The organism is Roseivirga seohaensis (assembly GCF_001592945.1).
Lineage (GTDB): Bacteria > Bacteroidota > Bacteroidia > Cytophagales > Cyclobacteriaceae > Roseivirga > Roseivirga seohaensis.
Window position 1 is genome coordinate 39,420 of record NZ_LRPB01000006.1, and the last position, 21,778, is coordinate 61,197.

The 21,778-nt window shown below is 39.0% G+C and carries 21 protein-coding genes; 10 read left to right on the forward strand and 11 right to left on the reverse strand.

The window, feature by feature from the left end; all coding sequences use genetic code 11:
* Positions 1 to 142 precede the first annotated feature (142 nt).
* The 5 genes from AWW67_RS03905 (at position 143) to AWW67_RS03925 (ending at position 4,737) form a co-directional block, all read left to right on the forward strand.
* Positions 143 to 2,011 (forward strand): ABC-F family ATP-binding cassette domain-containing protein, encoded by a 1,869-nt coding sequence (locus tag AWW67_RS03905; protein WP_062300395.1) that lies wholly within the window; start codon positions 143 to 145, stop codon positions 2,009 to 2,011.
* A gap of 8 nt (positions 2,012 to 2,019) precedes the next feature.
* Positions 2,020 to 2,946 (forward strand): adenylate/guanylate cyclase domain-containing protein, encoded by a 927-nt coding sequence (locus AWW67_RS03910; protein ID WP_062300396.1) that lies wholly within the window; start codon positions 2,020 to 2,022, stop codon positions 2,944 to 2,946.
* A 327-nt stretch (positions 2,947 to 3,273) separates the two neighbouring features.
* Positions 3,274 to 3,786 (forward strand): hypothetical protein, encoded by a 513-nt coding sequence (locus AWW67_RS03915; RefSeq protein WP_062300397.1) that lies wholly within the window; start codon positions 3,274 to 3,276, stop codon positions 3,784 to 3,786.
* Positions 3,787 to 3,811: 25 nt separating this feature from the next.
* Positions 3,812 to 4,279, forward strand: a complete 468-nt coding sequence (locus AWW67_RS03920) for a GNAT family N-acetyltransferase (RefSeq protein ID WP_062300398.1) — start codon at positions 3,812 to 3,814, stop codon at positions 4,277 to 4,279.
* Positions 4,276 to 4,737: a RidA family protein gene (locus tag AWW67_RS03925; protein WP_062300399.1), complete on the forward strand. Its 462-nt coding sequence runs from the start codon at positions 4,276 to 4,278 to the stop codon at positions 4,735 to 4,737. Before AWW67_RS03920 ends, AWW67_RS03925 begins: the two co-directional genes overlap by 4 nt.
* Before the next feature lie 55 nt (positions 4,738 to 4,792).
* Here the strand turns inward: AWW67_RS03925 and AWW67_RS03930 are convergent, their stop codons facing one another.
* Complete coding sequence (locus AWW67_RS03930) at positions 4,793 to 6,166, reverse strand: M28 family peptidase (RefSeq protein ID WP_082793969.1); 1,374 nt, start codon at positions 6,164 to 6,166, stop codon at positions 4,793 to 4,795.
* 495 nt (positions 6,167 to 6,661) lie between these two features.
* On the opposite strand from AWW67_RS03930, the gene AWW67_RS03935 reads away from it, so the two are divergent.
* Positions 6,662 to 7,255, forward strand: coding sequence for a hypothetical protein (locus AWW67_RS03935; RefSeq protein WP_062300400.1), 594 nt, complete (start codon positions 6,662 to 6,664; stop codon positions 7,253 to 7,255).
* A gap of 5 nt (positions 7,256 to 7,260) precedes the next feature.
* Here the strand turns inward: AWW67_RS03935 and AWW67_RS03940 are convergent, their stop codons facing one another.
* The 8 genes from AWW67_RS03940 to AWW67_RS03975 all read right to left on the reverse strand — a co-directional run bounded on the left by AWW67_RS03940 (position 7,261) and on the right by AWW67_RS03975 (position 16,333).
* Positions 7,261 to 8,127 carry a nucleoside phosphorylase gene (locus AWW67_RS03940; RefSeq protein WP_053222778.1) on the reverse strand — a complete coding sequence of 289 codons (867 nt, stop codon included), beginning with the start codon at positions 8,125 to 8,127 and terminating at the stop codon, positions 7,261 to 7,263.
* 1 nt (position 8,128) lies between these two features.
* The gene (gene trhO / locus AWW67_RS03945; protein ID WP_062300401.1) at positions 8,129 to 9,094 is read right to left on the reverse strand and encodes an oxygen-dependent tRNA uridine(34) hydroxylase TrhO; all 966 of its coding nucleotides are present in this window, start codon (positions 9,092 to 9,094) and stop codon (positions 8,129 to 8,131) included.
* 109 nt (positions 9,095 to 9,203) lie between these two features.
* The gene (locus AWW67_RS03950; protein WP_062300402.1) at positions 9,204 to 9,836 is read right to left on the reverse strand and encodes a NeuD/PglB/VioB family sugar acetyltransferase; all 633 of its coding nucleotides are present in this window, start codon (positions 9,834 to 9,836) and stop codon (positions 9,204 to 9,206) included.
* A 48-nt stretch (positions 9,837 to 9,884) separates the two neighbouring features.
* Positions 9,885 to 11,180, reverse strand: a complete 1,296-nt coding sequence (locus AWW67_RS03955; RefSeq protein ID WP_062300403.1) for a DUF2851 family protein — start codon at positions 11,178 to 11,180, stop codon at positions 9,885 to 9,887.
* Between the two features lie 24 nt (positions 11,181 to 11,204).
* Entirely contained in the window at positions 11,205 to 12,020 is an 816-nt protein-coding gene (pyrF, locus tag AWW67_RS03960) for an orotidine-5'-phosphate decarboxylase (protein WP_062300404.1), read from the reverse strand.
* Complete coding sequence (gene lolA1 / locus AWW67_RS03965; RefSeq protein WP_082793970.1) at positions 12,021 to 12,662, reverse strand: outer membrane lipoprotein periplasmic chaperone LolA1; 642 nt, start codon at positions 12,660 to 12,662, stop codon at positions 12,021 to 12,023. It abuts the gene before it with no gap.
* Positions 12,663 to 12,681: 19 nt separating this feature from the next.
* Positions 12,682 to 15,210 (reverse strand): FtsK/SpoIIIE family DNA translocase, encoded by a 2,529-nt coding sequence (locus AWW67_RS03970; RefSeq protein ID WP_062300406.1) that lies wholly within the window; start codon positions 15,208 to 15,210, stop codon positions 12,682 to 12,684.
* A 79-nt stretch (positions 15,211 to 15,289) separates the two neighbouring features.
* A complete protein-coding gene (locus AWW67_RS03975) occupies positions 15,290 to 16,333 on the reverse strand; it encodes a quinone-dependent dihydroorotate dehydrogenase (RefSeq protein ID WP_062300533.1) in 1,044 nt (347 codons plus the stop codon).
* Positions 16,334 to 16,497: 164 nt separating this feature from the next.
* Here AWW67_RS03975 and AWW67_RS03980 point away from each other — a divergent pair, with 164 nt between their 5' ends.
* The 3 genes from AWW67_RS03980 to corA are packed head-to-tail and all read left to right on the forward strand — an operon-like array spanning position 16,498 to position 19,329.
* Positions 16,498 to 17,352 carry a universal stress protein gene (locus AWW67_RS03980; protein WP_062300407.1) on the forward strand — a complete coding sequence of 285 codons (855 nt, stop codon included), beginning with the start codon at positions 16,498 to 16,500 and terminating at the stop codon, positions 17,350 to 17,352.
* A complete protein-coding gene (locus AWW67_RS03985) occupies positions 17,352 to 18,227 on the forward strand; it encodes a mechanosensitive ion channel family protein (RefSeq protein WP_062300408.1) in 876 nt (291 codons plus the stop codon). The genes AWW67_RS03980 and AWW67_RS03985 overlap by 1 nt, the downstream gene beginning before the upstream one ends.
* Complete coding sequence (corA, locus tag AWW67_RS03990) at positions 18,214 to 19,329, forward strand: magnesium/cobalt transporter CorA (protein ID WP_062300409.1); 1,116 nt, start codon at positions 18,214 to 18,216, stop codon at positions 19,327 to 19,329. The genes AWW67_RS03985 and corA overlap by 14 nt, the downstream gene beginning before the upstream one ends.
* Positions 19,330 to 19,331: 2 nt before the next feature.
* On the opposite strand, the gene xerD is transcribed toward corA, so the two are convergent.
* On the reverse strand, positions 19,332 to 20,276 hold the full coding sequence (gene xerD, locus AWW67_RS03995; protein WP_260311309.1) for a site-specific tyrosine recombinase XerD: 945 nt from the start codon (positions 20,274 to 20,276) through the stop codon (positions 19,332 to 19,334).
* On the opposite strand from xerD, the gene aroQ reads away from it, so the two are divergent.
* The gene (gene aroQ, locus AWW67_RS04000) at positions 20,260 to 20,682 is read left to right on the forward strand and encodes a type II 3-dehydroquinate dehydratase (protein ID WP_062300410.1); all 423 of its coding nucleotides are present in this window, start codon (positions 20,260 to 20,262) and stop codon (positions 20,680 to 20,682) included. The genes xerD and aroQ overlap by 17 nt on opposite strands.
* On the opposite strand, the gene AWW67_RS04005 is transcribed toward aroQ, so the two are convergent.
* Positions 20,679 to 21,770, reverse strand: a complete 1,092-nt coding sequence (locus AWW67_RS04005; protein ID WP_062300411.1) for an alkane 1-monooxygenase — start codon at positions 21,768 to 21,770, stop codon at positions 20,679 to 20,681. The genes aroQ and AWW67_RS04005 overlap by 4 nt on opposite strands.
* Positions 21,771 to 21,778: the final 8 nt, after the last annotated feature.

Below are 21,778 nucleotides of genomic sequence, written 5' to 3' on the forward strand. Positions count from 1 at the left end.
CTTTTCACTGACAGTGAAGGTTGCCTTACTTTAATGATCGTGCAATACTCAAACCACCCACTTTATTCTTCATGATAAATCTAAAAGAGCATCGTTACCCATTTCTTTAGTTACTTTTGCCCACTAAGAATTCCATTCAAGAATGAACTACCTTTCGTTAGAAAATATCACCAAGACATTTGGTGACAGAAAAATACTCGATGCCATTTCAATTGGTGTCGACCAAGGCCAAAAGATTGCCCTCGTGGGCGTTAACGGCTCAGGAAAATCTACCCTGCTTAAAATCATTACTGGTGTTGAAAAACAAGATGCCGGAGACGTGGTATTCCGAAACGACATTGTGGTGCGCTCATTGGTACAAAACCCAAAGTTTGAAACCAACCAAACCGTACTTGATGCTGTATTCGATAGCGATGACGAAGCCCTTAGGCTTTTAAGTCGTTATCAGAAAGTAATGCTGCAAGCCGAACGTGGCGACTACGATGACAAAGAAATGCAAACTGTTATCGAACGAATTGATGCGCTGAATGCTTGGGACCAAGAAAGCCAGGTAAAGCAGGTTTTAGGTAAACTAGGTTTGAAGGATTTGGAAGCCGATGTGAGCAAGCTATCGGGTGGTCAGCAGAAAAGAGTGGCCATGGCACAAGTGCTTATTCAAAGACCTGACTTATTGATTTTGGATGAGCCTACCAACCACTTGGACATTGACAGTATTGAATGGTTAGAGGGGTATTTGAGCCAAGCGAACATGGCTTTGATTCTAGTAACTCACGATAGGTATTTCTTAGAAAAAGTAACCAACGAAATTGTAGAATTAGACCACGGAAAGTTATACCGGTATAAAGGCGATTATGGTCATTTCTTAGAAAAGAAAGCGGAACGACATGAATCTGAAGCATCCTCTATAGAAAAAGCGCAGAACCTTTACAGAAAAGAGCTGGACTGGATTAGAAGGCAACCCAAGGCCCGAGGCACAAAAGCCAAATACAGGGTTGATGCCTTTGAAGAAACCAAATCAAAAGCCTTCTCTGGAGCTAAAGCTACTGGAATGGAACTAGGTGCAACAGCGTCACGTCAGGGTAAAAAGGTATTAGAAATCGAAAAAATTAGCCACGGTTTTGGCGACAAAAAGCTGATCAACAATTTCTCATACGTTTTTCCAAGAAAGGACCGTGTAGGAATTGTTGGAGCAAATGGAAGTGGAAAAACAACTTTCCTTCGTTTACTTGTAGGCGATTTAGAAGCCAATGAAGGATCAATTGATTTAGGCCAAACCACTAAAATTGGCTACTACCGTCAGCAAGAATTAAGGTTTAACGATGCTCAAACCGTCATTGAGTTCGCCAAAGAAATTGCCGAGTTTGTGGAATATGGAAAAGGACAAAGTATTCCTGTTTCTCAGTTCCTGACTCGTTTTCTCTTTCCGCCAGAAGTGCAATACAAACCCATTGGCAAATTGAGTGGCGGAGAAAAGCGTAGGCTTCAATTGCTTAAAATCTTAATCAAAAGTCCGAATTTCTTGATTCTGGATGAACCTACCAATGATCTTGATTTGATTACACTAAACACGCTAGAAAACTTCCTTGAAAATTTTGAAGGTTGCTTAGTGCTTGTATCTCACGATAGGTATTTTGTTGATAAATTAGTCGATCACCTTTTCGTTTTTGATGGCCAAGGCGACATCAGAGATTATAACGGAAATTACACCGATTGGCGTTTAGAAGAAGTGGCAGCCAAAGAAGCTCCAAAGCCAAAAGTTGTTGAGAAGCCCGCAGCACCAGCGCCTAAAAAAGAACAGCGAAAAATATCGTATAAGGAAAAGCTAGAATTCGATACGTTAGAAAAAGAAATGGCTCAATTAGAAGCGCAAAAAGCGGTTCTGAATGAAAAAATAATAGGCGGTTCTACTAATCATGAAGAATTAACTGCTTGGGCAACGGAACTAGAAAGAATAAATAACGATTTAGAAGAGAAGGAAATGCGCTGGCTTGAGCTTTCTGAATACATGTAATCTTATTTATGGCTGAACTAATTCTTAATTCTGATAATCTAACGGTTGATTGTGAACATGGTGAAACAATTCTAGAAGCTTCACTTAAGAAAGGCATTAACCATGCTCATGCCTGCGGTGGCAATGCCAAATGCTCTACCTGTAGAGTTTATATCGACAAAGGTTTGGAAAATGTAAGCCCTAGAAATGAGAAAGAGAAGCAACTAGCGAATTCACTCAAACTAGGCCTGGAAATCCGATTAGCATGCCAAACTACTGTATGCGGACCGGTAGAAGCAAGAAGACTAGTTCTAGACAAAATTGATGAAAACATCATTTTAAGTTCAGGCAATCCTATTGCACCTCGAAGCTTGGGCGAAGTAATTGATGCCTCGGTACTCTTTGTAGATATTGCTGATTACACCGCATTTAGCGAACGTACACCCGCCTATGATGTAGTTCATGTGCTCAACCGCTATTTCTACATTGCCGGCAATATTATTAAAAAAAATAACGGCAGAATATTAGACTACTATGGCGATGGTTTCTTGGCCATTTTCGGTTTAGATCATCAACCCGGCCATGCAAAAAATGCAATCAATGCGGGTTTTGAACTTCAAAAAGCCATTAAAAAATTTGATACTGAAGTTCATGACTTGGTGAACTCTTCTTTTAAAATTCGTTTAGGTGCACATACGGGCAAAGTAATTTGGGGCACGATTGGCATAGAAGGCATGCAAAAAGAAGCGGCCATTGGCGACACTGTAAATTTTGCATCAAGAATTGAACAAGCGAACAAAACGCTCAATACGGATTTCCTCATTTCCGAAGCGCTATTTAAAAAATTTGAGACCTGCTGCGTAGTAAACGGGGAATATGAAATTGAAGTAAAAGGCAAGAAAGGAAGCCATAAGGTCTATTCTTTAGAGTATGTAAATCCGACAGTTTTGGTGTAGCCGCAAATACAATAAGTTTGTATTTTTGAATATGAGCACTACGGCATGGATTCTTATTTGCGTTCTGATTATGGTGGTTTACACCATTAGTTTTCTTCAATTTTTAAAACAGCGATCAGCCCGTAAAAGCAACCAATCCAGGGTATTTCAACTTCCTTTATTCACAGCTTTTTTAATAGGTCCACTCCTATTCTTTATTATAAACAGAAATCAACGTAAAGACAGAAGACGCTTTATGAAGGATATGGATCGGTATTCTTAAAGCGATTTCTATAAACCAGCATCCTAAATTTACTTACACCCCATTCATAGCTATTAATCTCAAAAATGAAAAAAGCTCTCCTTATAATATTCTTAACTGGATTCACCTCTCTTCTGAATGCTCAAGCCATTAAGTTTGGCTTCTTCGAAATGAATGGGGTTTTAAAGTCAAAAATGACCCTTGACGAGATCAAATCATCAGGAATACCAATAGACAGCATTATTCCGGTTCCAGAAATAATGGACATGTCTGAGGCTGATTCACTTGTGTATATAGGTGGCACTTATTATGAATATTACGCAAGCACAAATATTTGTGATTTGAGTGTCATTAGGCTCGATAACCGAATTACAAAGGTAGTGCTTGGAGATATGACCTTTACAAAAGAAACTACCATTGATGACGCAAAAGCATATTTTCCAGAAGACTGTGCCTCTACTCGCCCCATCTCAATCTATAAAGACCCTACTTCATATACTGTATGCGGCATCCCTTTTGCCGATAGTAAAGGGAATTTGGTCGATGCCACCTTACTTCTATTCTTTTCTGAAGGAAAACTCAAGCGGATAGATTTTTGAGAACTTAGTTAAGACTTCTGATGAAATGAACCTTATCCTAAGGCTAGCCCAAACAGCCGACATCCCAGCACTTCAAGCACTTTATAAAAGTACAATTGAACTGAGCTGCATCAATGATTACACTCCCGAACAAATTAGAGTTTGGGCAGCTTCTGCACAAAACAAGGAACGCTGGAAAAAACGAATTGAGGGACAGTATTTTATAGTTGCAATCATTGCTCAGGCAATAGTCGGATTCGCTTCTTTGGAAAACGGAAACTACATCGATATGATGTACGTACATCATGACCACCTGAGAAGGGGAATTGCCAATCTACTCATAGATGCGTTAGAGAAAAAAGCAAGTTCATACCCCTTAAAAGAACTCTATTCCAATGTCAGTAAAACCGCCAGGCCTTTCTTTGAAAAGAGAGGATTCCAAGTAGTAAAAGAAAACTGGATAGAGATAGAAGGAGTTAGCATCAGCAATTATAAGATGGTTAAAGAACTATGAACCCACTAGAAAACTTACAAAAACTCAAGCTTAGGCTTCCAGAGGTATCTACTCCTGGCGGCAACTATGTATCGGTTAATATCCGAGCAAATATTGCCTATGTGGCTATACAGTTTCCAATTCTAAATGAAGAGTATCTATATCAAGGGCGGTTAGGAGACGAACTCAGCACGGAAGATGGTTACCATGCTATGGAATTATGCACCCTGAATGTCTTGGCTCAAATCAATAGCAAAGTAGGCTTCGATAAGTTAGTGGGTTTAAACCATATTGACATTTACTTTCAAGCAAGTAAGAACTGGGACGAATCACCCAAAGTTGCGAATGGGGCATCTGATCTGTTTGTCAAAATTTTAGAAGAAAAAGGCACCCATAGTCGAGCAATTTTTGGTGTTCAATCACTTCCCAGAAACTTCAGTGTGGGCTTAACTGCGAGTTTCACAATTACTGAATCATAAGAAAAGCGGCACAATGCCGCTTTTCTATCTGTATTCATTTAGGTAATTACTTCTTCTACCTCCTTCTTATCTGCTGGTAAGGAAATACCACTGGCGATTCGCTTCCGTTCTTCGCTACAGCTGCCACTCCAAAGTAATAATTGTCAATCACTATACCTTCCAAAGTGAATTCATTCACCCCAGAAACGAATCTAGAATTATCCCAAGTTGGTGAAGTGGTTAATCTCCAATAAAGCTTATATCCAATAGTATTCGGATCGTTAGATTCTTTCCATTGCAAAGTAGTAGAAGGCTGAACAGCGCCACCAATTCTTACATCCTCAGGCAGTTTTGGCCCCCAAGCCAAGCCAGCCAACGAAATCGCATTTACGGCTGTCAGTTTTGCCGCGTACTCAAAGTTTACGCCCTCAATTACATCACCATACTTAATTCCATTTTCAGTTCTTATATCTTGATGTTGACGCACATAGTTTTCATGAGCTTCCATAATACGCACCCCGGCAAATCCCAAATCGTTGAACGGACGGTGATGCCCTCCACGACCAAATCTATCTAACCTGTAAATCATCATCGGATTCATTTCAGGCATATAGGTTTGTACTTGCTTATAAATATATCTGGCTAATTGTCTAGAATTACCATCTACTTCTCCACCAACGGTTCTTCTGGCGCGTCTCAAACCTTCGCTTTCATTGGCTGGTGTTGGTTCAGAAAAAATTCTGAAATCACGATTACTGATTACGCCATCAACTCCTTCAATATTCCCGATCATGTCGTTGTTCAGTACCCCAACAATTTCCCAGTTATTCTCTTGCGCATATTTTGCTAAACCAGCACCACCAAACAAGCCTTGTTCTTCTCCAGAAAGACCAACAAAGGCGATACTGTGCTTAAATTTATATTTAGAAAGTATACGTGCAGCCTCTATTGTTCCAGCCATACCCGATGCATTATCGTTGGCACCAGGCGCATCAATTTCAAAATTCATGGTATTAGATGCACGAGAATCAATATCACCCGACATCAGTGCATAACTATTTGGATAATCAGTACCTCTTAAAACGGCCACTACATTCACTACCCAAGCAGAATGAGGAACACGACTTCCTTCCGTTTTTTCCACAAAATCTTTCTGATAGAAAACTTCCAAACAGCCTCCACATTCTTTTGATATTTTCTGAAATTCAGAGAATATCCATCTTCTGGCCGCTCCGATTCCACGGGTTTGAGAAACAGTGTCTGAAAACGTATTTCGGGTTCCAAAGCTGATCAGCTTACGGATGTCTGCTTCAATTCTTTCTGGCGAAGCCGATTCGATAATATCATAGAATCGAGCATCGGTTTGAGGAGGAGCGGTTTGTTGAGCCGCCAATGGATTCAAAAAGAAGCCAAAACTCAACAGCGCAAATAAGTAATTTCTAATTTTCATAAGTCAACAGGTTGATTATTGAAATATAGACATCATTTAACTGTGATAAAAAGCGATACTTGATCAATGGAAAACTATTTTTTATTGTACTCCGAATTATGCACAAAAAAGTGATCAAATAAAAAATAAGTCGCTTTCAAGTAAGGGACTGGGCGTTGAAGATTGTTAACAGTATGTAAACGAAAGGCAAAAAAATAATATTCTTAGCGTAGGAACATTATTGGCACAAAGGTTGTCTTAGGAGTACAAGTACCCCAAACGAAGGAAAATGAGAACAAAAACATTATTATTCACAGCCGCACTTGTTGCCACAGGAATTGGCATCGCGACATTGGCCAGCAAAAAATTTGCTTTACCAAAGTTGAAGAAAAGCACGAAGTAGAATTCAAAAATGAATTCTAACAGTTCACAAAAACTGTTAAAACATATGGCCTCGGTAATTCCGAGGCTTTTTAGTGTCTAAACTTTATTAATTTAGGCGTTTAAACATTCATTATGAGGCAACTCTTCATTTCTACAGTCTTTCTTTTTATTCTAATACAAAACGTAGTTGGGCAAGAAAAAGAAAGCCACCTATTTCAAGATCCTAGAAGGTATATAGATACGGCCGTTACTTATATGAACCAAGAGAAGTATTTGGAAGCGGATAAATACTTTATGGTAGCGTTAGATCAAATCACCGTGCTTTCTGCTGATTTCTGCTACTATTTTGGCAAAAACTCTTTCTACCTAAAATATTATAGCCAGAGTATAGATTGGCTCAGTAAATACCTTGAACTGAAAGGCTCTTCTGGCCAATATTCAGAAGAGGCAATTGCTTTGTTAGATAAGTCGGAAAAGGAGTTTAGAGCCAATAGAAGTACAGGAGAAACCGTAGAGACGAATACCAAATTTTTCTACTTAAACACTATCAGTTGTTCAGGGCATGAAAGTATTATTTGTCCTGTCTGCAAAGGGGACGACATCATTACAACAAAGGATAGACTAGGTGATAACCTTTACAAAAAGTGTCCCTATTCTACTAACGGGGTTTTGACATGTGAAGAGTTCAACCTTTTACTTCAGGGTAAACTAAAGCCAAAAAAGTAGTTTTTCTAAAGCCTCTCAATCACCCACTCAATCAAGCCGTTGACCGTTTTTTCCGCATTAGGTGAAAACTGATGATTAGGCCTGTTAGCGATTAAAGCGTTGAAGCTAATCATTTCATGGCCCAACATTTTGGCCATGGCATAATAGCCAGCGGTTTCCATTTCAAAATTGGTGATTTGTCCAAAAGAGGTATTGATTTTAGAAAGTCTATCCAAATAATCTGGAAGGAATGGCCTAAGCCTTATTTCCCTACCTTGAGGCGCATAGAACCCAGGAGCGGTTACGGTTACTCCACTATACATTTGAGGCCCTTGGAACTCTTTTAACAATAAGGTAGAAGCTTCTGAAAGATATGGCCGAATGGATAAATCCAATGTCCTTTGCACTTTGTTTCCGATTACCTGCCCTTCTTCCGATTCCACCCAAGGATAAAAGGACATCAAAGAATCCATTCCTAAGGCAGCCTTTGATACTAAAAATGAGTCCAAAGGAATATCTGGCTGCATACAACCTGAAGTTCCTATTCTGATAATCTTAAGGCGCTTTAACTTATCCTTAACCTGACGTTTCTTCAAATCTACATTGACTAACGCATCGAGTTCAGTCATAAGAATTTCAACATTATCTGTCCCCATTCCTGAACTGATTACAGAAATACGCTTTCCGTTTAATTCTCCTGTATGCGTTACAAGTTCTCTGTTGGTGATTTGAAAGTCTATTCTATCAAAAAACTTACTGATTTTAGCTACTCGTGCAGGGTCGCCTACAACGATGACGGTATCGGCTACCATTTCTGGATGCAGGCCCAAATGATAAATTGCACCTTCACCTGTTAAAATAAGCTCTGATTCTGGAATAGTCCTTTTCTTCACATCAGTCGATTTTAGCAGGCTCTCTTTTCACCCCTTTCAATGGGTTATAATGATTAGTGTTCTTCTGATAGTAGCCTGTTCCATCATATGGTCTTCTTTCAGGGCTCTGACGACACTCTTCTGAGCAGCATCCATCCATTAACCAACCAGCTTCTTCTGACATAGGAATGTGCGCATTGCAAGTTGGGTTAGCACAGTTTACCATTCTATCAGTAAGGACACCTGTGACATAGCATTTTGAAATAACGGAAGGATTAACCGAGTTTACATCAGCCGTAATTCGATTATCGAACACGTAACATTTCCCTTCAAAATCTTCGCCCCCTGCTTCAATTCCATACTTAATAATACCACCATGAAGTTGGTATACATTCTCAAAACCTTGTTCTAATAAATACGCGCTAGCCTTTTCGCACTTAATACCTCCTGTGCAGTAAGTGATTACCTTCTTGTTTTTTAACCCTTCAATCTCCTTTACCTTTTCAGGGAAGTCTCTAAAATTTTCAATATCTAAGGTAAGTGCATTCTTAAATCTACCTACACTATGTTCATAGTCGCTACGCACATCGAGAATTACCGTGTCTTCTGGCTGGTTTTTAAGAATTTCTTTGAACTCGTTGGGTTCTACATAAGTACCCGTTTTTTGCCGAGGGTTGATGTGCCTTAGGCTAGAATGTACAATTTCAGGCTTCACTCTAACATGGAGCTTGGCAAAAGCCATTTTATCGTGGGCTTCCACTTTAAATTCGGTGTCTGCAAAGCGGGTATCTGAATGCACATAAGCCATGTACTTTTCACAATCTTCTTTCAGACCAGAAACGGTACCATTAAGGCCTTCGGGTGAAATAATTATTCTGCCACGCAAATTGTTTTCAACACAAAATAAGTGATGCTCTTCTCTGTATGCCTCGTAATCCTGGATGTCGGCATAGCAGTAATACAGTAAAATTGAATATTGTTTTTCCATAGCTCGTGCCCTATTTCAAGTAGGGTGAATTAATTGTTTTATTTATAAATGTTGGGTTTTAGGCTTCACTGGGTTAACTAGTAAATCAAACCTCTAAAATCGTAGCTCACTAAACTTCCTTGGCTGGGTTACCAAATACAGTAGCATTAGCTTTTACTTCGGCTATTACCACAGAGCCTGCACCAATTCGTGCTCCTTTACCTACCTTAACTCCCGAAACAATCGTAACGCCAGAGCCAATGAACACATTGTCTTCAATTTCGGCCTCGTTACCAATTACGCTACCTGCACCCACTTGAACTAAATCACCCAATTTCGCACTAAAATCAATGGTTGAATTGGTGTTCAATAGACAGTGATTGCCAATTTTAGCATTCGAACCAATAACCACTCCGTTGTTTACAAAATTCCCGTGGCCGATGTGTGCCGAAGTAGCAATTTCTGCATTGCGATGAATGGCGTTTACAGGCATTTTCTTTCTGCGCTCTACCATCAGTTTTACCAAACCCTTTCTAAGGTCACGGTCGTCTACTGCTATAAAGCCTTCGCATTTTTTACCAATCAGCTTTAGAAAGCCATCATCATCGGTTTTTCCTAAAACAGAAACTCCGCTCATCTCTTGGCCATGTTTCGACACATCGTCATCCAAGAAACCATATACTACAACTCCGTTACTCTCAAATATTTCGAGGGTAGCTTTACCCATTTCATTCGCACCAAATATGATTACTGGATTATCCATAATTATCCCTTTTTTCGGGCGGCAATTTAGCTTTTTTTGAATGAAATTCTAAGCATGATCCGTAACAGGGTTCCGCACTAATGATATTCCAATATTACATTCTATACACTTCTTTGGTAGGCAATAAGCGTTATGTAATTGAATCAAGCCTTGACTATCAAAAGCAGAAGACACATTCCATCCTAAACTCTTCCATAATTCAGTAATGTGGTTGCTTTCCGCTTTCATAGCGGAAAGCAAGTTTAAAGCCCTATCTAAATAAGCGCTATCATCTTTATATTTAGCCAAAGCTGCTAAAAAAGGAATAGCTGTATTTACAATTATATTCTCCTTCGATTTCTTTGTCAGCCCACCCAAACGCTTGCTCAACTTCTTATCTATAGCATAATGCGTACACCAGTAATCTGACTGAAGAACATCTAATTTGTCTAGGGCTTCCTTTCTATTTTCAATTTCTGAAAAGAATGAAAAAATATGTGGATAGGTAATTACCAAGGCTGCTAATTGAGCAATTCTTATAGTAGGATAATTGGCTGGCCTTACTTTAGAGAAATGCCATTCATTGTAGCCTATTTTTTGTTTCAACTCGTATTTGGCTTTTAGAAATCGATACTCTTTTTGAAGTTGATAAGCATATTCGTCTGACACATCAACATCTAAAAAACCTGCTTGACCAAAAAGCAGGGCCTCAATCTGAAAAAGTTGGTTAGAATGTTTTGTAAGTACTTTTAACGGAACGCTTTGCGCCAAACGTAACATATTGTTTGCGTTAGTTTTAAAGCCAAAGCCCTTGGCCAGCCATTGATAAGCCGACTCTTCCCAGTTATGCGCATTTGCTTCCAAAATAGAATCAAAACCATTCGACTTCTCTTCTACCCTTTCTACCAAAGCCCTTTCCAGCATTGAAAGTCTGGTGATGGATTTCGTATTATTTAGATGTCTAGCACATGGAATTGGATCCTCATTATCTATTAAACTTTGATAGCGCTCTAACACCATTGGCTTTACTAAGCCTTTCAATTCTAAAGTAGGAATTGGGTTACCTTCACTGTTTAGTACCTGTTTGTCATTTTCCCAAACTACATGGAGAATCACATTGTCATAGTTGGGGTCATCTTGATGTTTATGGGTATACCAATCAGAAGCTTTTACATGTATTTCGACTGAGCCATACCATTGCATGCCTTCAATATCAACCTGAGCCTCTTTGAAATCAGGACCCGCCAAATGGTTGAGATTCCCAGTCTTTGTAATGTTCAGCCTCTCTCCAGAAACCAACTCAAGAGTGGAAGTATTAAAGTATTGATATCGCCAAACGAAATGTAGAAAGGATTCTGGTAACATTAAAAAGCCTTTTAGCTTCTTAAATTACAAAAATTCAGATAAATACTGTTGCATTTCTAGCTGTAACTCGCGTGCCTTCTCTTCAGCCACCTCGGCAAAATCTTCCTCTTGAGAAGCATAAATTATTCCTCGGCTAGAATTTACTAAAAGGCCACACTGGTTATTCATCCCATATTGGGCTACATCTTTCAAGCTTCCGCCCTGCGCACCTACTCCTGGAACGAGCAAAAAGTGATCAGGAACAATTTTGCGGATGTTTGTTAAAGCTTCAGCTCTAGTAGCTCCTACCACATACATCAACTGATCGGTAGTTCCCCATTCTTGGCTTTTCCTCAGTACTTCTTCGTAAAGTTCTCCACCTTGGGTAAGTTCTAAATTCTGAAAGTCTTTTCCACCAGCATTCGAAGTGAGTGCCAATAGAATCACCCATTTATTGTCGAATTCAAGGAAAGGCTTTACCGAATCTTCTCCCATGTAAGGAGCTACCGTAATGGCATCACAATTCATGTTTTCGAAGAAAGCCTTGGCATACATTTTTGAGGTATTGCCAATATCACCACGTTTGGCATCGGCCAAAATGAAGATATCTTTAGGAATGTATGCGATTGTTTTCTCTAAACTTTGCCAGCCCTTAACGCCATATGCCTCGTAAAAAGCAATATTAGGCTTATAGGCCACTGCATATTGAGCCGTAGCATCTATAATTCTTTTGTTAAACTCGAAGATCGGGTCTTCGGTATTTAGTAAATGCTTGGGTATTTTATTCAGGTCGGTATCTAAACCAACACATAAAAAGGAGTTCTTTTTCTGAATTTGGCCAAAAAGCTCTGCTCTGGTCATTTAGTTCCTATAGTCTTCGGTGTGTTGCACCGGGTTTTTCTTTGAATCGAATTCGAAAAATCCGGCAGCATAAGTTTGATTTGGCTTAAAGTTAGCTACTTCAAAAGAGGTCTTGATGCCATCATAATCAATCAAATCCCAAGCTTTAAGGTAGCTGGTCTTTTTGTCGATGTACATGATGATATTTGTGAAATCACTGTCTTCATCTGTAGAAACCAACTCAATTACATCAACCAAAGCACCTCCTAAATTCTCGGAGCGTTTGTAGGTATACGTAAAACCCTTTTTATAAATATCATAAATATTGGTTGGGTTGATGAACGTTTCTTCAGGTTCAAAATTGGTAATGGTCAGTTCTTGTGCCTCTACCAAATATGTCCAAAGCACTGGTCCGTTACAGTAAATGTGTTGATCTCTGAATTTGATCATAAACTTCTCTTTTGAAACTGCCGCGCTTCCAGAAAATCTATCTAAAACTTCAGCCTCACTCATCACTTTTTGCACAAACTCTATTTCAAAACCGGGCATGGCCTTATAGGTTGCACTCATTTTGTCTAACACGGCTTTTGGATCTTGCGCTTGCGCCACATTCAGCATACTGCTGACCATCATCACCATCAAAAATCCTAGTATTCTTCTCATTGTATCTTATTCTAAGGAATTAGTTATCGTCCAAGCTGTTCAATAACTGTTCCAAACTATATTCATCTGAAATTAAAACTTCTCTCGCTTTACTGCCTTCAAAAGGCCCCACAATTCCAGCTGCTTCCAATTGGTCAATAATCCTTCCAGCCCTGTTATAACCCAACTTCAATTTACGCTGAATCAGAGAGGTACTTCCCTGCTGATGTGAAACAATTAGTCGAGCCGCTTCATTAAACATCGTGTCTCGGTCTGATAAATCTACCGTACTTGTACTGCTATCTGCATCATCTCCCGTAAATTCTGGAAGCATATAAGCAGAAGAGTAACCTTGTTGACCTCCAATGAAGTCACAAATGTCGTCTACTTCTGGCGTATCTACAAATGCACACTGAATTCTAGTAATTTCAGAGCCCATAGAAAGGAGCATATCCCCTTGTCCAATTAGTTGGTCTGCTCCACCAGTATCGAGAATGGTTCGTGAATCTATTTTTGAAGTCACTCTAAATGAAAGCCTTGCCGGGAAGTTGGCCTTAATTATACCTGTAATTACGTTTACCGATGGACGCTGTGTTGCTACTACCAAGTGAATTCCAATAGCCCTAGCCAACTGCGCTAAACGTGCGATTGGAGTTTCTACCTCTTTACCAGCTGTCATCATCAAATCTGCCAACTCATCAATAACAAGCACAATATATGGCAAATAACGATGACCTTTTTCCGGATTCAATCTTCGATCTACAAACTTCTGATTGTACTCTTTGATATTACGGCAAGCAGCATCCTTTAATAAATCATAACGCTGATCCATTTCAATACACAGTGAATTCAGTGTATTGATAACTTTCTTGGTATCGGTAATAATGGCTTCTTCGCCATCTGGCAACATCGCCAAAAAGTGTCTTTCAATTTTATTGTAAATGGTTAGTTCCACCTTTTTAGGATCTACCAATACAAACTTTAGTTGCGAAGGATGTTTCTTATAAAGTAAGCTGGTGAGAATAGCGTTCAATCCCACAGACTTACCTTGGCCAGTTGCTCCTGCCATAAGCAAGTGAGGCATTTTGGCTAAATCGGTTACAAAAACCTCATTTGAAATGGTTTTCCCTAATACCACCGGAAGTGCCTTATCACTGTTCATGAACTTATCCGTGGCCACTACAGAACGCATAGAGACCATTTCTTTGTTCTTATTCGGCACCTCAATACCAATAGTTCCCTTTCCCGGAATTGGCGCAATAATACGAATACCCAAAGCAGCCAAACTTAAGGCAATATCGTCTTCTAGATTTTTAATTTTTGAAATCTTAACCCCTGCTTCAGGAATGATTTCATACAGCGTAACCGTTGGCCCAATGGTAGCCTTAATACTGGAAATTCCAATTTTGAAATTGGTTAGTGTTTCAACAATCCTATCCTTATTGGCTTGTAACTCTTCTTTTGTTACTTGAATTTTGGCAGGGCCATATTCTTTCAAAAGCTCAATACTTGGGTATTGATATTTGGCCAAATCTAAAGTTGGATCATAGTTTCCTACCTTTTCAACCAATGCTTCTGACGACTCTTTTATTTCTACTTCAAAAGAAGGCTCGTCTTTCTTTTCTGTTTGAGGAATCGGGCGATTTTCGACAAAAGGTTTTTCAACGATTAACTCTTCGGTTTCCTCTTCTTCCTCCATTACACCTTCATCTGACAATTCGAGCTCTATTGAATTATCCGTAGTAGGGGCTTTTTTATCTTCTTTCATTTCAAGCACCCAACTCTCTAGCTCTTCCTCACTTGACAGCTCTAACTCGTCTTCGTCTAACTCATCATCTAAATCTTCCGCTTTCACGGTTTCTCTAGTTTCTGTAATGATTGTTTCTTTTTCAGCTTCTTCAGCATTATCCAAATTAGTCAAAGTGTTTTTGGTAGAGAAAATCTGTTTGATGTCGAAGAAGAAAATTACGAACACCAAAAAAGTAAATACGAGCAATAAAATTGTTCCAAAACCCATTAGGTTATCGAAAATAACCGCAAGTTCATATCCTAAACCACCACTATAGAAACTCCACTCAGACACACCAGAACCACCTTTGATCATAGAACCCATCAAAAGGCTGATCCACAAAAGGAAGAAAACGACAAAAATGAAGGCGCGCTGAATATTAACAAGTGCTTTTCCAAAAACGATTTTATAGCCTCCAACAAATAAAAATGGAGGAATAAGGAAGGCTGCTATACCAAACCATTTAAAAATAAGGTAATGCGATGCGTAAGCCCCCCAAAGCTTCATCCAGTTGGCTGCTTCTCTGCCAGAAGCTATCAATCCTGTTTCGCCAACCGACTCCACCACACTTTGATCGGCCTTGCCTGTAAAAAGGTAGCTTACGCAAGCCACAAAAATAAAAATGGAGGTAAGCAACAAAAACAAGCCCAAGGTAAGCTGAACCCTTCGGTCCTTTATAAAGCCCAAGCGGAGTTTTCCCTTTAGGCTAAATCCTTTGGACTGCTTCTTATCTTGTTTGGTGTTTTTAAATGTATTGGACTTGTAGGTGTTTTTGGCCATGAAAAAGTGCTTCCCTTTAATTACGAAAATAAATGAATTTTATGAATCCTTTAGACGGATTGATTAAAACATCTTAAGATCACTTGCCAAACTTCCATTTCAGGATGGCTTTGTTGATTTTTTTAATCATTGCCGGACCTTCATAAATAAATCCGGTGTATACCTGTACCAAAGTTGCTCCTGCTTTTAATTTTTCAATGGCATCTTCACCAGTATTAATCCCTCCTACTCCGATAATCGGAAACGAGCCTCCAGATTTTTGATGAAGATAACGGATCACTTCAGTAGAACGAGCTCTCACTGATTTTCCGCTTAAACCACCTGCACCTATTTTTTCAATTTCGCTCTTTTCTGTTGCTAAGCCTTCTCTTGAAATTGTTGTGTTGGTAGCAATTACTCCATCAATTTTCGTTTCTTCAACAATCTCAACAATGTCATTGAGTTGATCTAACGTAAGGTCTGGAGCAATTTTCAACAATATAGGTTTGCTAATTTGTTTTAACCTATTAGCCGCCTGCAAAGCCATAAGCAACAGCTTGAGCGGTTCCTTTTCTTGCAGCTCTCTTAAATTTGGCGTGTTTGGAGAACTTACATTGACCACAAAATAATCTACGTGTGGAAATAGCGTTTCGAAGCTCAACACATAGTCATTTACGGCAGCTTCATTAGGTGTTATTTTGTTCTTTCCAATATTACCCCCAATCAGTACAGTGGTCTTTTTTCTTTTTAATCGTTCAACCGCAGCGTCAACGCCCTGATTATTAAAGCCCATACGATTAATCAAGCTCTGATCTTTGGGCAACCTAAAAAGCCTAGGCTTTGGGTTTCCTTCTTGCCCTTTAGGCGTTAGCGTACCTATTTCGATAAAGCCGAAGCCAAAAGCAGAAAGCTCATCATAAAGTTTTGCATCCTTATCGAAACCAGCTGCAAGCCCAACAGGGTTTTTAAACTTAAGGCCAAAGGCCTCTACCTCTAATCTACTGTCTTCAAAATCGTAAAGCGATTTGGCAATAGCCGAAACTCCGGGGATTTTAAATAAGCGCTTAAGCCACCCAAAAGTAAAATAATGAGCATCTTCTGCCGATTTGGCAAAAAGAAAGGGACGAATGATTGATTTATACAAAGCTGAAAATTTTGTCAAAAGTACGGCTTCAAAGGGAACGATAAAAAGGAATTAAGATTTTAGCTACATTAACTTTACTATCCGATGGTATCGCTTGTTTTCCAATTTCATTTTTTGGAAGATTATATAAGATTTGATAAATCGTTGCTCCAAATCTAAAAGTCATGTATAGCAAAATTCTCGTCCCAATAGATTTTACAGAAAAATCACACCGTGCATTAGACGTTGCCTGTCAGATTGCAAAAAAGCTGAATAGCGAAGTGTACATAATGCACATTGTAAAGGCTGCGCTTTCGGTTTATTTAGATGAACTGGGAGAGTACAAAAGCAAAATACCAACGGGGCAACAATTTCTTGACGACATTTTAGCTATAAATGAAGAAAAAATGAGGCGGCTCATACAGAAATATGAAGACCGAGGAATTACCATTCATTCTAAATTAAAGGTGCATAACACACCTAATGAAATAGCAAAACTAGTAGCCGAAGAAGCTTTTGACTTAACCGTTGTGGGTAACTATGAGCATGAAAGGTTCGATGAGGTATTTAGAAGGACGCATCCAGAAAAAATAGCTGCGATGGCTAAAAACCCAGTATTGACCATCAATAGTGAACTTGAAAAATTTGAGGTTAGAAACATTTTAATTCCAACTAACCTTACTGACGACTACACAGCCGCAATGCCTGATTTATTGAAATTTGCAGACTCATATAATGCTAAACTCACCTTGGTTTATGTAAACACCCAAGCGCATTTTAAAACGACTCTGCAAGCCAACAAACTAAAAGTAGAGTTCTTAGAAAAGCATGGGTTAGACAACCATACAGTAGAAATATTTAATGCGAAATCGGTAAATAGAGGCATTTTATATGCTGCCGAATTTTTCAACAGCGATATGATTGCTCTTTTTTCATACCATACAGAGAACATAAAAACCTTGTTGGTGGGAAACATTACAGAGTACTTAATCACCAAATCGAAGCTACCAGTACTTACTTTAAATTTAAGTAAACCCTAATGAAAAGTTTTCACGACTTATTCTCCAACATTACTGAACACCCGCTTTTAAACAATTTAATATTGGCGGCTACGGTGTTTGTAATTGCCCATGCTTTATTGCGCATGATTAGGGTAATCATGAATAAGTTCATTAATAAATCCAGTGAGGATTTACGTGTGGACCCCACCAAGTACAAATTCTTGAAAAACGCCATGAATTTCTTGGTGTACATGGGAGCCCTCATTATTATATTTCTTTCTATTCCCGAATTAGAAGACATTGGTTTAGGTTTGTTTGCCAGTGCGGGTGTATTTGCGGCTATTCTTGGTTTTGCTTCTCAGGCAGCGTTTTCCAATATCATTAGCGGTATTTTTTTAGTGATTTTCAAACCTTTTAGGGTAGATGATATTATTAAAGTAAATAACATTTACCACGGAACAGTGGAAGATATTAACCTACGACACACGGTAATCCGGGACTTTGAAAACCGAAGGCTAATTATTCCAAACTCAGTCATTGGAAATGAAACCATCCAGAACTTTAACATTGTAGATTCTAAGATTAAGAATTTTATCATGTTCGGAATAAGCTATGATTCAAACCTAGACTTGGCCATCAGAATTATTCAGGAAGAAGCCATGAAGCACCCTTATTTTCTTGACAATAGAACTAATGAAGAGTTAGAGTCAGGGCAGTCAGCAGTTTTAGTTCGTTTGGTTGAGTTTGGCGACTCAAGCATTAACCTCAGGGCACAGGTTTGGTCTGCAGACCCTTCAAAAGCATTCGATTTAAAATGCGATATTTATAAGTCGATTAAAGCTCGCTTCGATAAAGAGGGCATAGAAATCCCGTTCCCTCATCGTACTATAGTCTATAAAAATGCGCAAAATTAAATCAAGAAACCCGATAGACCTTTTCAGGCTAATTCCTTTGGATATTATTAGAAGACCAAGGGTATCTAAAGAAAAAACAAACCTTATGCCTGGGTCTTTGCTGTACACCGGCAAAAAGCGCGATGAAGAAATTCTTCTTCAAGCCATTATTTATAACGCAGACTTCTTTGAAGAAAAGACGATAAAATCTATTGCTGAGCTGAAGCAGCTTGACCTAAAAGATAAGCACCTTTGGCTCAATGTTACGGGGCTACATAATGTAGAACTCATTCGCGAGATTGGCGAACATTTCGATATTCTTAACCTAACCTTAGAAGATGTTCTTAATCTTGGGCAACGCCCTAAATGGGAAGAATATGATCATTACTTTTTTCAGATTTGTAAAATGGTGATGACCCAAAGCGACATGATCAAACATGAGCAGTTTGCAATGGTTGTTGGTAAGGATTTTATTGTCACGTTTCAAGAAGACATGAAAGATGTTTTTGAGGGAGTTCGTGATCGGCTGAGAAATGCTAAAGGCAAAATCCGAACACGTAAACCCGATTACCTATCCTTTGCATTAATGGATGTGGTGGTAGATCATTACCTGATTATTATTGAAATGTATGCCGACAGAATTGATGATCTGGAAGATGAATTAAGGGCAGACCCAGACCCGAGTTTCATTAATAGACTAAGCACCCTAAAAAAAGAGGTGAATTGGCTACGCAGAACTGTACGCCCGATTAAGGAAAGTGTGATTAGTTTCAACAAATCTCAAACTCCTTTAATCGAGAAAAAGACTACCCCATTCTTAAAAGATTTATTGGACCACACCACTCACCTGACTGAAAACGTGGAGTTGTACATGGACGAGTTGAAAGACTTGATGGACCATTATAACAACCAAATGAACAACAAGCTGAATGACATTTTAAAAGTTCTTACCATTTTCTCTGTTGTTTTTATTCCGCTCACTTTTATGGCAGGCATTTACGGAATGAACTTCGAGTATTTTCCTGAACTATCTTATAAATATGCCTATCCGATTTTTTGGGGTGCACTACTAACGGTTGCGGGCGGAATGATTTATTACTTTAAAAGAAAAGGCTGGTTATAAACTCAACTTCTTGGATGGTAATCTTTGATAATCTGCTTCAAATAATCTCGATCTAAATGTGTGTAAATTTCGGTTGTCGTAATCGATTCGTGACCGAGCATCTCTTGAACGGCTCTTAAATCAGCCCCGCCTTCAATCAAATGGGTAGCAAATGAATGCCGAAAAGTATGTGGACTTACTATTTTCTGAAGCCCAGCTTTGGCCACTAAGTCTTTAATTACTATAAAAACCATTTGGCGAGTAAGCTGCTTTCCGTTACGATTTAAGAACAGAAATGATTCGTGCCCTGGTTTGATATCTAAATGAACCCGAACTTCCTCTCGGTACATATTGATGTATTTTAGTGCTTCGCGCCCAATAGGCACCAAACGTTCTTTATTTCCCTTCCCCAAAATTCTTAAAAACCCAATCTCAAAATGGATATTAGAAATTTTAAGACTGATAAGTTCTGTAACACGCAAACCCGAACTATAAAGAGTTTCGAGCATAGCCCGGTTACGCATTCCTTCTGCTTTAGAATGATCAATAGCAGCCAGAATTTTGTCTATTTCATGAATATCGAGCGTATCGGGTAGCTTGCGTCCTAACTTGGGCGCTTCCAATAAAGCGGTAGGATCAATCTCTATTTCCCCTTCATACATCATGAATTTATAAAAAGACTTGAGCCCAGAAATAATACGTGCTTGCGAATGAGCACTCATGCCCAATTCGTTAATATACGCTATAAAATCCTGCAGATGATTGACCCGTACTTGCTGTGCTGTAATATCCAGATTGGATATTTCGAGAAACTGTTTTAGCTTCACCACATCATGAACGTAAGCTTCAACCGAATTTTCGGACAGTGATCGTTCCAGTTTTAAGTAGTTTTCGTATTCCTGAATATATATTTCCCAAGCCACGGCTAAAGATAAGTAACCCCTCGACAAAATGAAGATCATCATCATCAATGGCCCAAATTTAAATTTATTGGGCATCCGAGAAAAAACCGTTTATGGTAACGAAAGCTTCGAGGCTTACTTTGAAAAGCTGAAAGTAAAATTCACCAATCTTGAACTAGAATACTACCAAAGCAATGTAGAAGGTGAATTGATTAATAAGCTGCATGAAGTTGGTTTTTCATATGATGGTATTGTTTTCAATGGAGGTGGTTACACACATACCTCTGTGGCTATTTCAGATGCAATAGCCGCAATCAATACTCCTGTAGCCGAAGTCCATATTTCTAACATACATGCTAGGGAAGAATTCAGGCACCTAAGCCTAATTACCAAAGAATGCGCAGGAATGATTACTGGATTTGGCTTGATGGGTTACGATATGGCGCTGTATTATTTAAGCACAAAGTCTTAATCAACCTCTTTCAAATAGACTTTTTCTTCCCAGTCTTTCAGTTTTGGGTTCATTCGCTTGAACCACAAAGGAGGAAATGCTGCCATTAATATCATAGCCGGATAACCCGAAGGCAACTGTGGCGACTCATCATAATGCTTTAATACTTGATAACGCTTAATGGCATTCGCGTGATGGTCGGAATGGCGTTGTAACTGAAACAAAAAGAAGTTGCTCAGTCTATGATTTGAATTCCAAGAATGCATTGGGTTGACTCTTTCATAACGTCCGGGAGAAACCTCCTTTCTTACAATACCGTAGTGTTCAATGTAATTTACGATTTCCAAAAGGCTAAAGGCCAAAACAGCTTGGCTGAAGAAGAAAACTGGCACTTCCCAAACGAACCTATTTTGCCAAATACTTGCCAACAATGTTAAAGTAGCTGCCAATAAAACAGGAAGTATGGTAAACCAAATCATTTCATTTCCCAATGACCAAACCTTCTTTCCCTTCCTTTTCAAGCTTGCCTTTTCAATATTCCAAGCACTACGATAACTCCCTAAAACCGAGCGAAACCAGAAACGATAAAAACCTTCATTCTTTCTACTTGTGGCAGGATCTTTAGGAGTAGCCACATGCACATGATGTCCGCGGTTATGTTCTATATAGAAATGCATATAGCAAACCGTCATCAAAATAAGCTTAGAATAAAAACGCTCCAAAGCCGACTTTTTATGACCGAGCTCATGCCCCACAGTAATACCAATTCCACCTGTAACCAAAGCGAAACTCAACACAAAACCAATCCACTCATGAACTTCTAAGCTAGTGGAAGCCACTTGAGCCGATGCCCAAACCAAAAAAGCCAGTTGAAAAACTGCCCAGATGTAAGTGATAAAGCGATAATAGAATTGTTCTGAAATGATTAGCGCATCAGCGTCCTCCATATTCTCAGGGTCTTCCCCAATAAGCGCATCAGCTAGAGGTATTATGATGAACACAAAGCCAATGGTAAGGTAATTCCACCAACCGCCAAGGTAAAAACCAAAAATGGCAAGCAATGGAATTATAAAAGCAGTAAGAAAGCCGATTCGTTTGATCCAACTCATATTGAAAA